Origin of the sequence: Pseudomonas sp. SGAir0191, from assembly GCF_002812565.2 — a bacterium.
GTDB classification, from domain to species: domain Bacteria; phylum Pseudomonadota; class Gammaproteobacteria; order Pseudomonadales; family Pseudomonadaceae; genus Aquipseudomonas; species Aquipseudomonas parafulva_B.
This window is the reverse complement of the sequence record NZ_CP025035.2, coordinates 4,005,923-4,019,865: the sequence shown is the minus strand read 5'-3', so window position 1 is coordinate 4,019,865 and position 13,943 is coordinate 4,005,923. Positions and strand designations below refer to the sequence as shown.

At 63.7% G+C, this 13,943-nt stretch carries 10 protein-coding genes and 1 pseudogene; 10 read left to right on the top strand and 1 reads right to left on the bottom strand.

The features are described 5' to 3' along the window. The first annotated feature begins 91 nt into the window (after positions 1-91). The 7 genes from mreC (at position 92) to tldD (ending at position 9,987) form a co-directional block, all read left to right on the top strand. The gene (mreC, locus tag CWR53_RS18030) at positions 92-1,123 is read left to right on the top strand and encodes a rod shape-determining protein MreC (RefSeq protein ID WP_375335503.1); all 1,032 of its coding nucleotides are present in this window, start codon (positions 92-94) and stop codon (positions 1,121-1,123) included. Then, complete coding sequence (gene mreD / locus CWR53_RS18025; protein WP_058637491.1) at positions 1,123-1,611, top strand: rod shape-determining protein MreD; 489 nt, start codon at positions 1,123-1,125, stop codon at positions 1,609-1,611. Before mreC ends, mreD begins: the two co-directional genes overlap by 1 nt. A gap of 33 nt (positions 1,612-1,644) precedes the next feature. Beyond that, positions 1,645-2,274 (top strand): nucleoside triphosphate pyrophosphatase, encoded by a 630-nt coding sequence (locus CWR53_RS18020; RefSeq protein ID WP_100852176.1) that lies wholly within the window; start codon positions 1,645-1,647, stop codon positions 2,272-2,274. A gap of 55 nt (positions 2,275-2,329) precedes the next feature. Continuing rightward, positions 2,330-3,787 (top strand): ribonuclease G, encoded by a 1,458-nt coding sequence (gene rng / locus CWR53_RS18015; RefSeq protein ID WP_058604402.1) that lies wholly within the window; start codon positions 2,330-2,332, stop codon positions 3,785-3,787. A gap of 82 nt (positions 3,788-3,869) precedes the next feature. Continuing rightward, the gene (locus tag CWR53_RS18010; protein WP_100852175.1) at positions 3,870-7,679 is read left to right on the top strand and encodes a YhdP family protein; all 3,810 of its coding nucleotides are present in this window, start codon (positions 3,870-3,872) and stop codon (positions 7,677-7,679) included. A gap of 14 nt (positions 7,680-7,693) precedes the next feature. Further along, positions 7,694-8,545, top strand: a complete 852-nt coding sequence (locus CWR53_RS18005; RefSeq protein ID WP_058604404.1) for a carbon-nitrogen hydrolase family protein — start codon at positions 7,694-7,696, stop codon at positions 8,543-8,545. 2 nt (positions 8,546-8,547) lie between these two features. After that, on the top strand, positions 8,548-9,987 hold the full coding sequence (tldD, locus tag CWR53_RS18000; RefSeq protein WP_058604405.1) for a metalloprotease TldD: 1,440 nt from the start codon (positions 8,548-8,550) through the stop codon (positions 9,985-9,987). A 35-nt stretch (positions 9,988-10,022) separates the two neighbouring features. Here the strand turns inward: tldD and yjgA are convergent, their stop codons facing one another. Beyond that, positions 10,023-10,544, bottom strand: a complete 522-nt coding sequence (gene yjgA, locus CWR53_RS17995; RefSeq protein WP_023533376.1) for a ribosome biogenesis factor YjgA — start codon at positions 10,542-10,544, stop codon at positions 10,023-10,025. 109 nt (positions 10,545-10,653) lie between these two features. On the opposite strand from yjgA, the gene pmbA reads away from it, so the two are divergent. The 3 genes and pseudogenes from pmbA (at position 10,654) to CWR53_RS17980 (ending at position 13,929) form a co-directional block, all read left to right on the top strand. Further along, entirely contained in the window at positions 10,654-12,000 is a 1,347-nt protein-coding gene (pmbA, locus tag CWR53_RS17990; RefSeq protein WP_058604406.1) for a metalloprotease PmbA, read from the top strand. A 159-nt stretch (positions 12,001-12,159) separates the two neighbouring features. Then, positions 12,160-12,578, top strand: a pseudogene (locus CWR53_RS17985) (FagA protein). Then, on the top strand, positions 12,553-13,929 hold the full coding sequence (locus CWR53_RS17980; RefSeq protein ID WP_058604407.1) for a lyase family protein: 1,377 nt from the start codon (positions 12,553-12,555) through the stop codon (positions 13,927-13,929). Before CWR53_RS17985 ends, CWR53_RS17980 begins: the two are co-directional and overlap by 26 nt. Positions 13,930-13,943 lie beyond the last annotated feature (14 nt).

The window sequence follows — 13,943 nt, the reverse complement described above, 5'->3', positions numbered from 1 at the left end:
CCTTGTCCCATGTCCAATGACTTCCTGAGTCGTCCACGAGGAACGGCCCATTAAACCGCTTTTCTCCAAGGGCCCCTCGCTGGGCGTTCGCCTGCTCGTCCTGGTGGTGGTGTCGGTCGCGTTGATGGTCGTCGACGCGCGCTTCGACCTGCTCAAGCCTGTTCGCAGCCAGATGGGCCTGGTGCTCATGGAATCCTACTGGATCACCGACTTGCCGCAACGCGCCTGGCAAGGGGTGGCGGGCCAGTTCGGCAGCCGCAACGAGCTGATTGCCGAAAACGAGAAACTCAAGACCGAGGCCCTGCTGCTGCAAGGCCGCCTGCAGAAGCTGGCGGCGTTGACCGAGCAGAACGTGCGCCTGCGGGAGCTGCTCAATTCCTCGGCGCTGGTCGACGAAAAGGTCGAAGTTGCCGAGTTGATCGGTGTCGACCCCAACCCCTTCACCCACCGCATCCTGATCAACAAGGGTGAGCGCGATGGCGTGTTTCTCGGTCAACCGGTGCTCGACGCCCGCGGCTTGATGGGGCAGGTGGTCGAACTGATGCCCTATACCTCGCGGGTCTTGCTGCTCACCGACACCACCCATAGCATTCCCGTGCAAGTCAACCGCAACGGTTTGCGCGCCATTGCCAGCGGTACCGGTAACCCTGAGCGCCTCGAGCTGCGCCATGTGGCCGATACGGCGGACATCAAGGAAGGCGACCTGCTGGTCAGCTCCGGCATGGGCCAACGTTTCCCCGCCGGTTATCCCGTGGCCACCGTCAACGAGGTGATCCACGATTCCGGCCAGCCATTCGCCATCGTGCGCGCCATCCCCACCGCGGCGCTCAACCGTAGCCGTTACATGCTGCTGGTGTTCAGCGACCGGCGCACGCCCGAGCAGCGCGCCACCGATGCCGCGATTGCCCAGGAAGAAGCGGACCGCAAGGGGGGGACGGTTCCTGCTCAGGGTACTGGTACGACCGGTCAAGGCAAGCCTGTGAACGGCATGCCCGCAAACACCGCCCCTGCCGCGACCCCTGCGCCTGCCACCCAGCCCGGTACGCCCGCCACAGCGCCCGCTGCACAGCCTGCAAGCCCGGCCGCAGCACCCGCTGTGCCCACTCAACCCCGGAGGCAGTGATGGCCGCATCGCGCCGCAACAATGGTTGGGTCATCTGGCTGACGTTTGTCGTCGGCCTGCTGCTCAGCGTCTCGCCCATGCCGCAGTTCATGGAAGTCTTTCGCCCCATGTGGCTGGCGTTGCTGGTGTCGTTCTGGACCTTGAACGTGCCGCACAAGGTCGGCATGGCCACAGCGTTCATGCTTGGCCTGGCCGAGGACGTGCTGTACGGCACCCTGTTGGGGCAGAACGCGTTGATCCTCACCCTGATCACATTCCTCGTGCTGTCCCTGCAACAGCGCCTGCGCATGTTCCCCATGTGGCAGCAAAGCCTGATCATTCTGGTGGTCTTCGGCATTGCGCAGTTGCTTCAGCTGTGGCTCAGCGCCCTGACCGGCAACCGCCTGCCAACCCTGGCGCTGGTCTGGTCGGCCGTGATCAGCGCGCTGCTCTGGCCATGGATCAGCTTTGCCTTGCGCGATCTTCGCCGACGCTTGCACATCAATTGACGGCTTGGTGGCCGCTGACAGGGAGATGTCCGAATGACCCCGCTATACCTGGCTTCCGGCTCTCCACGGCGGCGTGAGCTGCTGACGCAGATCGGTGTGCCCTTCAGGGTGGCCAGCGCGCCCATCGATGAAACCCCGCTGCCTGGCGAAAGCGCAAAGGCGTATGTGCAGCGCCTGGCCAAAGCCAAGGCTGCAGCCGGTCGCGCCAGTCTCGAACCTGCCAAGATGGCGAACGCAGGCGCTGTGGTGCTGGGCGCTGACACGGCCGTGGTGCTTGACGGCCGTATTCTCGGCAAGCCCGAGCACCGTGACGACGCGCTTGGCATGCTGGCCCGGTTGTCTGGCCGCGAACACCAGGTGTTGACGGCAGTGGCGCTCGATGACGGCAAGCGTGTGGAGAGCCTGTGTGTCAGCAGCACTATCCGCTTTCGCCTCATCGACCAGCAGGAGGCCCAGCGCTACTGGGCCAGCGGCGAGCCGGCGGACAAAGCGGGCGGCTATGCCATTCAAGGGCTGGGCGCGGTATTCGTCACCGGGCTGGTGGGCAGCTATTCGGCCGTGGTCGGTCTGCCATTGAGTGAAACGGCACAGTTGCTCGAGCGCTTCGGCATCGCTTGCTGGCAACCGGCGGCCTCGACACCTGAGGTGACACGCCCGCAGTAGCCAGCACCGTTTGCGCCATCCATCATTAGAACAAGACCCTGGACGAGAACCTGCCATGAGCGAAGAGATCCTGATCAACATCACCCCGATGGAGTCACGCGTGGCGGTGGTGGAAAACGGGGTACTGCAGGAAGTGCACGTCGAGCGCACCCAGCGTCGCGGCATCGTCGGCAATATCTACAAGGGCAAGGTGGTCAGGGTGCTGCCCGGCATGCAGGCGGCGTTCGTGGACATCGGGCTGGAACGGGCCGCATTCATCCATGCCTCGGAAATTTCGCAGCGCGAAGGCTCGGCGGTGGAAAACATCACCGCCCTGGTCCATGAAGGCCAGGCGCTGGTGGTGCAGGTCACCAAGGACCCCATCGGCAGCAAGGGCGCGCGGCTGACCACCCAGTTGTCGATCCCGTCGCGCTACCTGGTCTACATGCCCCGCAGCAGCCACGTGGGCATTTCGCTCAAGATCGAGGACGAGGCCGAGCGTGAACGCCTTAAACGCGTGGTCAGCGACTGCGTGGACAGCGAGAACATACAAGGGGCCGGCGGCTTCATCCTGCGCACCGCCGCCGAGGGCGCGCGGGCTGAGGAAATCCTGCAGGACATCCGCTACCTGCGACGGTTATGGGAGCAGATCGGGGCGCAGATCAAGACCTGTGGCGCACCCCTGGTCATCTACGAGGACCTGGGCCTGGCGCTGCGTACCCTGCGCGATCTGGTCAACCCGAAGATCGAAAAAATCCGCATCGACTCCCGGGAAACCTTCCAGCGCACCACGCAGTTCGTGCAAGAGCTGATGCCTGAAATCGCCGACCGGCTCGAACACTACCCAGGCGAAAGGCCCATCTTCGACCTGTATGGTGTCGAAGACGAAATCCAGCGCGCCCTGGATCGCAAGGTGCCACTGAAGTCGGGTGGCTACCTGGTGGTCGATCCGGCCGAGGCGATGACCACCATCGACGTCAACACCGGCGCTTTCGTGGGCCACCGCAACCTGGAAGAAACCATCTTCAAGACCAACCTGGAGGCCGCCACCGCCATTGCCCGGCAACTGCGGCTGCGCAACATCGGCGGCATCATCATCATCGACTTCATCGACATGGAGGACGAGGATCACCAGCGCCAGGTGCTGCGAACGCTGGAAAAACAGCTGGAGCGCGACCACGCCAAAACCAACATCATCGGCATCACCGAGTTGGGCCTGGTACAGATGACCCGCAAGCGCACCCGGGAGAGCCTTGAGCAGGTGCTGTGCGAACCGTGCCAGGCCTGCCAGGGACGAGGCAAGCTCAAAACCCCCGAAACCATCTGTTACGAGATTTTTCGCGAAATCCTGCGTGAAGCCCGCGCCTACCAGGCTGAAGGCTATCGCGTGCTGGCCAATCAGAAGGTGGTCGATCGCCTGTTGGACGAAGAGTCTGGCAACGTGGCTGAACTCGAGGCCTTCATCGGGCGAACCATTCGCTTCCAGGTCGAGTCGATGTATTCGCAAGAGCAGTATGACGTGGTGCTGCTCTGAGGCCTGCTGAACCCCGACGCGCTTCGGTCGGCGTGGCGAAAACGGTACCACGGGCCATTATGCATATACGACCTGGAGGGCCATGGCCATGGGACGTCTAAGCCGCGTTCTGAGTGTCCTGACCCGTTGGGGGCTGGGGGCTTGCGCCTTGCTGCTTATCGCAGTGGCGCTGTACGCAAGCCTCGGCCGGGCCTTGGTGCCGCTGGTGGCCGAGTACCGCAGCACGGTGCAGGCCAGGGTCGCCGAGGCACTGGGTGTGCCCGTGCACATCGGCGCGCTCCAGGGCCGCTGGAGCAGGCTGTCACCGGTGCTGACCGTACATGACCTGCAAATCGGTGAAGGCGCCACGGCCTTGCGGCTCGATGACGTCATCGTGGTGCCGGATGTCTGGGGCAGCCTGGTCGCACGTCAAGTGCGCCTGGCGCGCATCCAGCTGGCCGGCCTGCAACTGATCGCCCGCGAGGATGAAACCGGCAAGTGGAAGCTCGAGGGCCTGCCCAAGCAGGACGACGCACCGCTGCAACCCGAACAATTGCTCAAGGACCTGCGCCGGCTTGGGCGGGTCGATGTGTTCGACAGTCAGGTCACCCTGCACGCCTGGCAGCGTGATCCGCTGACGCTGACCTATGTCAGCGCAGGCTTGCTGGCAGGGCCTTCGCGGCAATCGCTGGACCTACGGGCAACCTTGCCAGATGGCCAACCCCTGACGCTGAGCGCGCGCAGCCGGGCTTCGGCCGAGGCTTGGCGTGACGCGCAGGTAGACGGCTACCTCAACCTGCCGCACAGTGACTGGGCGCGCTGGTTGCCGCCTCGGCTGTTGGGGCAGTGGCATGCCCAGGTGCTTCAGGCTGGCGGCGAGGCCTGGTTCGACTGGCGCGACCGCCAGTTGCACCAGGGCGCCGTACGCCTGAATGCGCCGCACCTCGAAGGGGCCTATGACACGCGCAAACCGGCCAAGGTAGACAATCTGGCCCTCAATGCCTGGTTCGAGCGTCAGGATGAGGGCTTCGACGTCGTTGTCGACTCGCTGGCGATGGACCTTGGCGACACGCATTGGGCGTCGCGGCTGCGGTTGAGGCAGCGCAACGGTGCTGCGCCGGCTGATGAAAGCTGGCAGGTGCAGGCCGATCGTCTGGAGCTGACCCCCCTCACGCCGTTGATCCACGCCTTGGCGCCCATGGGCCAGCAGGCGCTGGCGGTGGTCGATGGCCTCAATGTCACAGGTGCCTTGCGCAACGTGCAACTGACGGCCCGGCCCCATGCCGACGGTGATCGCCGGTTGGCGTTCGAAGGCAACCTGGAGCGCGTGGGTTTCGATGCGTATCACGGTGCCCCGGCTGCCGGTAACGTGAATGGCAGCATCAGCGGCGACCTTGGGCACGGCGAGCTGCGTCTGGATACCGACGCGTTCATGCTGCACCTGGATCCGATCTTCGCCAAACCCTGGCACTACCAGAAAGCCAATGCGCGCCTGACCTGGACGCTGGACAAGGCAGGTTTCACCCTGATTGCCCCTTATCTGAAGGTCGTGGGCGAGGAGGGCAACATAGCAGGCGACTTCCTCATCCGCCTGTTGTTCGAGCAAGGCCGTGAAGACTACATGGACCTGCGTGTCGGTCTGACCGATGGCGATGGCCGCTACACCGCCAAGTACCTGCCTGAGGTATTGAGCCCGGCCCTGGACCAATGGCTGCGCAGCGCAATCGTCAAAGGCAGCGTCGACCAGGGTTATTTCCAGTACCAAGGCTCGCTCAATCACGGCGCCAGGCCCGAAGCCCGCAGCATCAGCCTGTTCTTCAAGGTTCATGATGCCACCTTGGACTTCCAGCCCGGCTGGCCACAGGTACAGCATGTGGACGGGGACGTGTTCATCGAGGACAGCGGTGTGCGCATCAAGGCACAACGCGGCGTGCTGCTCGATACCAAGGTCAGCGACGTGAACGTCGACATTCCACATGTGGAAGGCAACGGTGACAGCCACTTGCACTTGGACGGCAATTTCGACGGCGGCCTGGTGGACGGGCTCAAGATACTCAAGCAAGCGCCCATCGGCACCCATGAGATCTTCGCCGGATGGGAAGGCGAGGGCCCCCTCAAAGGCAAGGTCAAGCTGGACATACCGCTGGCCCATGGGCAGCAGCCCAAGGTAAAGGTGGATTTCGCCACGCGCGATGCGCGGCTCAAGATCGCTTCGCCTGAGCTTGAGCTCACGCGCTTGAAGGGCGACTTCAGCTTCGACTATGACAAGGGCCTCAGTGGCAAGGGCATTTCCCTGCAGGCATTCGGCAAGCCGGTCACTGCGCAGATCGCGGCTGAAGGCGAACCGGGGCAGATGCAGACACGAATCAGTGCCAACGGTCGGGTTTCGCTGCAGGCGCTGACCCAATGGCTGCATTTCGACCAGTCACTGCCAGCCTCGGGCGAGCTGCCGTACCAGCTGCAGTTGAGCATTGGCGCACGTGAAAACCTGTTGAGCGTCGATTCGGACCTCAAAGGCCTGTCGATCGACCTGCCGGCACCCTTTGGCAAAGCGCCCGCCGACAGCCGGGCCAGCCGTTTCAGCATGAACCTGCAAGGCGCGCAACGGCGCATCGACGCCGCCTACACCGATCTCGCCCGGCTGGCCTATGTAGCACCCGCCGAGCACCTGGACCAGGGTGCTGGCGAGTTGCTGCTTGGCGCTGGGCAAGCGCAGCCTCCTGGCGGGCGCGGCCTGCGCGTTCGTGGGTACCTCGATACCCTGGACCTTGAGCCTTGGCAGGCTCAGGCGCAAAAGCTCGGAGGCGACGATCCCGGCGGCAGTGCGCGGCAGACTTTGCAGAGCGTGGACCTGAGCATAGGAACCCTGAAGGCTTACGGTACGGAACTGAACCAGTCGAGGGTGCGCCTGGCACGTGGGTCGGCGGCCTGGGACGTGCGCCTGGACAGTCGGCAGGTGGTCGGTGACGCGCGCGTGCCAGACGCCGAAGGCGCCCCTATCGTCGTGCGGCTGCAAACCTTGCGCCTGCCTGCAGGCAATGCCGACCAGGCGCAGGACGAAGACGGCGCCGATCCGCTGGCGTCCTTCGACCCGCGCAAGGTGCCGCCGCTGGACGTACGCATCGATAGGTTCTACCGCGGTGACGATCTGTACGGCAGCGCTGCGATCAAGCTGCGCCCGACCCGTACCGGGGTGAATGCCAGCGACATCGATCTGAACCTCAAGGGGCTGCGTATCGACGGCAGCGGTGGTTGGGATGGCGCTGGCGGCACGAGCTGGTACAAAGGCCGCGTGCAGGGCAAGCAACTGGGCGATGTGCTCACTGCCTGGGGCTTTGCCCCGACGGTAACCAGCCGGGACTTTCGCATGGACGTGGACGGGCGGTGGCCGGGATCCCCGGCGGCGATCAGCCTGAAACGCTTCTCCGGCAGCCTCGATGCGGTGCTGCACAGCGGGCAGTTCGTCGAGGTAGATGGTGGGGCGCAAGCGTTGCGGGTATTTGGCTTGTTGAACTTCAACGCCATCGGCCGGCGCTTGCGCCTGGACTTCTCCGACCTGTTCGAAAAGGGCCTGGCCTACGACCGGCTCAAGGGGCTGCTGGTGGCCAGTGAAGGGGTCTACGTAACCCGCACGCCGATCAAGGTCACCGGCCCGTCGAGCGATTTCGAACTCGATGGTACGCTGGACATGGTGCGTGAGCGGGTCGCTGCCAACCTGCAGGTCAGCCTGCCGGTCACCAACAACCTTCCCCTGGCAGCGTTGATCGTCGGCGCTCCGGCCGTGGGCGGCGCACTGTTCCTGGTCGACCGCCTGATCGGCGACCGGGTGTCGCGCTTTGCCAGCGTGCATTACCGGGTAGTTGGGCCGTGGAAAGAGCCTAAGATTACCTTTGTGAAACCATTCCAGAAATAGCGTCAGGAGGGTCGATGAAGGCTGCGGTAATCCAGATGGTCAGCCAGGATGATGTGCAGGGTAACCTGCGTCAGGCGAGCAGGCTTCTGGAGCAGGCGGCTTCAGGTGGCGCCAGGCTGGCTGTGCTGCCAGAGAACTTCGCTGCCATGGGGCGTGCAGACGCTGCGGCCATCGGCCGCGCCGAGGCCCTTGGCGAAGGCCCGATCCTGCCCTGGTTGAAACGCGTGGCCTGCGACCTCAGGTTATGGATTGTCGCAGGCACCATTGCCCTGCCACCGGATGGTCAGCCCCGGGGCAAGCCACATGCCTGCTCGTTGCTGATCGACGAGCATGGGCAGCAGGTGGCGCGGTACGACAAGTTGCACCTGTTCGATGTGGATGTTGCCGACAATCGTGGCCGTTATCGTGAATCCGATGACTATGCCCCAGGTGCGCAAGTGGTGGTTGCCGATACGCCGGTCGGGCGGTTGGGCCTGAGCGTGTGCTACGACCTGCGCTTTCCCGAGTTGTACAGCCAGCTGAGGGCAGCCGGGGCGGAGCTGATCAGTGCACCGTCGGCCTTCACGGCGGTGACTGGGGCGGCGCATTGGGACGTGCTGATCCGCGCACGCGCCATCGAGACACAATGCTACATGCTGGCCGCAGCCCAAGGCGGGCTACACCCCGGCCAGCGCCAGACCCACGGCCACGCGGCGATCGTCGACCCATGGGGGCGCATCGTGGCGCAACAGGCGCAAGGCGAAGCGGTACTGCTTGCCGAGCGCGACAGTGACGAACAGGCGTCCATTCGGGCGCGCATGCCGGTGATCGATCACCGGCGCTTCTTCTCGCAGGGCGCATTGCGGCCTGCGCACACCTCGGAGTGACTATGAGCCAGATGTTATCCACCGTCAGCGAGCAGCTCCTGACCCCAGGCGGCTTGACCCTGGACAGCCTGCAAAGTGTGCTGGGTGAATTGGCCGGCCCTGGCATCGACGCCGCCGACCTGTATTTCCAGGGCCAGATTTCGGAAACCTGGGCGCTGGAGGATGGGATTGTCAAAGAGGGCAGCTTCAACCTCGACCAGGGGGTCGGTGTTCGTGCCCAGGCCGGCGAAAAAACCGGTTTCGCCTACAGCAATGCCATCAACCTCGAAGCCTTGACCTCTGCCGCGCGCGCCGCGCGGTCGATTTCCCGTGCCGGGCAGAACGGCACGGTCCAGGCGTTTCGTGCCCAGGACGTGACCACGCTCTACCCGGCGGATAACCCATTGGACGTGCTCAGCCGTGCCGAGAAGGTCGAGCTGCTCAAGCGTGTCGATGCCGCCACCCGCGCGCTGGACCCGCGTATCCAGCAGGTCAGCGTCAGCATGGCGGGCGTCTGGGAGCGAATTCTGGTCGCGGCCGCCGACGGCAGCCTGGCGGCCGACGTGCGGCCCCTGGTGCGCTTCAACGTCAGTGTCATCGTCGAGCAGAACGGCCGTCGCGAACGCGGCGGGCAGGGCGGCGGCGGGCGCACCGACTATCGCTTCTTCACTGAGGAGCGAGTAATGGGCTATGCCCGCGAAGCACTGCGCCAGGCGTTGGTGAACCTGGAAGCCGTTGCCGCGCCTGCCGGCACCTTGCCCGTGGTGTTGGGGCCTGGCTGGTCCGGCGTGCTGCTGCACGAGGCGGTCGGCCATGGCCTGGAAGGCGATTTCAACCGCAAGGGCAGTTCGGCATTCAGCGGCCGGATAGGCCAGAAGGTCGCGTCCAGCCTCTGCACCATCGTCGATGATGGCACCCTGGAAGGGCGCCGTGGGTCCTTGAGCGTGGACGACGAGGGGACGCCGACCGAGTGCACCACCCTGATCGAAAACGGCGTGCTCAAGGGGTACATGCAGGACAAGCTCAACGCGCGCCTGATGGGCATGGCGGTGACGGGCAACGGTCGGCGGGAATCCTATGCCCACTTGCCGATGCCGCGCATGACCAACACCTACATGCGAGCCGGTGAGAGTGACCCACAGGAAATCATCGCTTCGGTGAAGAAGGGCATCTACTGCGCGAATTTAGGTGGCGGGCAGGTGGACATCACCAGCGGCAAGTTCGTGTTCTCGACCAGCGAGGCCTACCTGATCGAGGATGGCAAGATCACCGCACCGGTCAAAGGCGCGACCTTGATTGGCAATGGCCCGGAGGCGATGAGCCGTGTGTCGATGGTCGGCAACGACCTGTCGCTCGACAGTGGGGTAGGCACATGTGGCAAGGACGGGCAGTCCGTGCCGGTCGGAGTAGGCCAACCGACCTTGAAACTCGATGCGATCACGGTGGGCGGTACCGGGGCGTGAGGGTCGGCTGGGGCCGCATGGCGGCCCCGCCGCGATCAGCGCAGCCCGCGCTGCAGCTCGTCCAGATCGCGAATGTACTTGAACACCTTGCGCGAAGCGGCAGGGGGTTTGTTCCTGGCCTTCTCGTGCTGGGCATGGCGCACCAGCGAGCGCAACTGCTGGCGGTCGGTCTCCGGGTATTCGTTGACGAACCGTTCGAGGTCCTCGTCGTTGCCGTCGATCAACCGATCACGCCAGCGTTCAAGACCGTGGAAACGCTCGTTGTACTGGCGAGTGGAGCTGTCCATCTGTTCCAGCAGAGCATGAATGGCGTCCAGGTCCTGGACACGCATCAGCTTGCCGACGAACGACATGTGGCGTTTGCGAGCCCCATGTGCGGTGTGCTTGCTGGCTTCGGCCAATGCCTTGCGCAGTTCATCGGTCAAGGGCAGGCGCGCCAGGGTATCGGCCTTGAGGGTGGTGAGCCGCTCGCCGAGTTCGACCAGCGCATGCAGTTCGCGCTTGATCTGGGTTTTGCTTTTTTCGCCGTCGAAGGCGTCGTCGTTTGAATCAACCATGGTGGCAGTCCGCTAAAGATCGCCGCCATGATAACCAGTCGGGGGCCGCTTGTCCGGCCCGGCCGTTGAATGGCCCTTGCCGAACGCAGAATTCTGAGTGGAGAAAACCATGAGTGCAGTCCAGAGTATCGGCCCGAACGATCTGCCAGCCTTGCAAGAGCAGGTCGAAGCGATCATTGCCGAGGCCCGCCGCCAGGGCGCCAGCGCCTGCGAGGTGGCGGTGTCGCTGGAGCAGGGCCTGTCCACCACGGTTCGCCAGCGCGAGGTCGAGACGGTAGAATTCAACCGTGACCAGGGCTTTGGCATCACCCTGTACGTGGGGCAGCGCAAAGGCTCGGCCAGCACCTCGGCCAGTGGTCCGGATGCCATTCGCGAAACCGTTGCAGCCGCGCTGGCCATTGCCAAGCACACCTCCGAGGACGAATGCGCCGGGCTTGCCGACGCCGCCCTGATGGCCCGCGATATCCCGGACCTCGACCTTTATCACGACTGGAACCTGGAGCCGGAGAAGGCCATTGAAATGGCCTTGGCATGCGAAGCTGCGGCCTTCGACGCTGATCCTCGGATTCTCAATGCCGATGGCACCTCGCTCAACACCCACCAGGGGTGCAGGGTGTATGGCAACAGCAACGGCTTTGTCGGTGGCTACGCCTCCACGCGTCACAGCCTGAGCTGCGTGATGATCGCCGAGGGCGATGGGCAGATGCAGCGTGACTACTGGTACGACGTCAATCGCCAAGGCCACCTGCTGGCTGACCCGCGCAGAATCGGCATCCGTGCCGCCCAACGCGCTGCCAGTCGCCTGGGCGCACGGCCGGTGCCGACCTGTGAGGTGCCGGTACTGTTCTCGGCCGAATTGGCAGGCGGGCTGTTCGGCAGCTTCCTGTCGGCGGTTTCCGGTGGGAACCTGTACCGCAAGTCCTCCTTCCTGGAGGGCGCCCTCGGCCAACAGTTGTTTCCAGCCTGGCTGACCTTGGACGAGCGCCCTCACATCCCGCGCGCATTGGGCAGCGCAGCCTTCGATGGTGATGGCCTGGCGACCTATGCCAAACCGTTCGTGGACAAGGGCCAATTAGTGTCCTACCTGCTCGGTACCTATTCAGGCCGCAAACTGGGCCTGCCCAGCACCGCCAACTCAGGCGGCGTGCACAACCTGTTCGTCACCCATGGCAGCGACGACCAGGCGGCATTGATCCGGCGCATGGGGCGCGGCCTGCTGGTTACCGAATTGATGGGGCATGGCCTGAACATGGTGACAGGGGACTATTCCCGGGGCGCGGCTGGTTTCTGGATCGAGAATGGGGAGATTCAGCACGCTGTCCAGGAAGTCACCATCGCGGGCAACATGAAGGACATGTTCCAGCAGATCGTGGCCATTGGCAGCGACTTGGAGACTCGTAGCAACATTCACACAGGCTCGGTGCTGATCGAGCGGATGATGGTTGCTGGCAGTTGATCCTTTTCATTTGAGACCGTGGGGCCGCTGTGCGGCCCATCGCGGCGGTCCTATCTATTAACGGCAAAAAATCAATCAGCAGATACTCAATACCATCTACCGGTTGAACTGATTCTATTTATCAATTAATAATGAATATCATTTCACAGCTACACGATGATGATGTTCATGACTACCGCCCTCCGCGAACTGCCCTATCTCGAAAACTGGCGCTGGCTCAGTCGCCGGATCCGCTGTGCCCTCGAGCCCGATGAGCCGCGCCTGATCGAACATTACCTGGCGGAAGGCGTTACCTGGTGTGCTGCACCCAAACGTCCCCCTGGACCGTGGCATTGACGTCCTTTCGCCTGCTGCTCGATACCGCCTGCGACCGCATGCTGCCTTGGCATTGGCGCTGCCAGTGCCTGGATCAAGCCTGGCGGCCACTGTTGATCCTGCGCAACCTCGACCGGCAGGAGCAGAACCAACGCTGGCAGCCCTATGCCCTGCAACTGGCCAATTGCCGTTTGCTGCCCTCGATTTCCCCCGATGAATTGATGCAAGGATCCGATGATGACCAATACCCGTATCGAGCGTGACAGCATGGGCGAGTTGCACGTGCCGGCAGACGCGCTGTACGGCGCGCAGACCCAGCGTGCGGTCGACAACTTCCCCATCAGTGGCCAGCGCATGCCTGCCCAGTTCATACGCGCGCTGCTGCTGGCCAAGGCAGCGGCGGCCAACGCCAACGTCGAACTGGAGCAGTTGTCCGCGCAGCAAGGCCAGGCGATCGTCACGGCGGTACAGCAACTGCTGGCAGAAGACTTCAGCGTGCATTTCCCGGTCGATGTGTTCCAGACCGGTTCCGGGACCAGTTCCAACATGAACGCCAACGAAGTGATCGCAACGCTGGCCAGCCGGGGCTCAAGCGAGGCGATCAATCCCAATGATCACGTCAATTGCGGGCAGAGCAGCAATGACATCATTCCGACCACCATTCATGTCAGCGCCGCCCTGGCGCTTCACGAGCAACTGCTGCCAGCGCTAAGCCACCTCGTGCAGGTGATCGAAGCCAAGTCGGTCCAGGTTCGTCCGTATATCAAGACAGGCCGCACGCACTTGATGGACGCCATGCCTGTGCGCATGAGCCAAGTGCTCGATGGTTGGGCGGCGCAGGTCACCGGGGCCAAGGCGCATATCGAGGCCACCTTGCCCAGCCTGCAGGCCTTGGCCCAAGGGGGCACGGCCGTAGGCACCGGCATCAATGCCCACCCTGATTTCGCCGCCGGCTTCGCCCGTCACCTCAGCGCGCTGACTGGCTTAGCGTTTCGCCCTGCCCAGAACCTGTTTGCGGTAATCGGCTCCCAGGACACGGCCGTTGCACTGTCCGGCCAGCTCAAGACCACGGCGGTGGCGCTGATGAAGATCGCCAACGACCTGCGCTGGATGAACTCAGGGCCATTGGCGGGCCTGGGTGAAATCGAGCTGCAGGGCTTGCAACCCGGCTCTTCGATCATGCCTGGAAAGGTCAACCCGGTGATTCCTGAAGCCACCGCCATGGTCGCCGCCCAGGTTATCGGCAATGACGCAACGATCGCGGTAGCGGGGCAGTCCGGCAACTTCGAGCTCAACGTCATGTTGCCGGTCATTGCCCGTAACCTGCTCGAAAGCATCGAACTGATGGCCAATGCCAGCCGGTTACTGGCAGACAAGGCCATTGCCACATTCAAGGTCAATGAACACAAACTCAACGAGGCGCTGGCGCGCAACCCGATCCTGGTCACGGCGCTGAACCCGATCATTGGTTACCTCAAGGCAGCCGAAATCGCCAAGGCCGCTTACGCGCAAGGGCGCCCCATCATTGATGTGGCGCTCGAACACACCGACCTTTCCCGTGATCGGTTGCAGGCCTTGCTGAACCCGGAAAAGCTGACCGCCGGTGGTATCTGATGGGTGAAATGGCC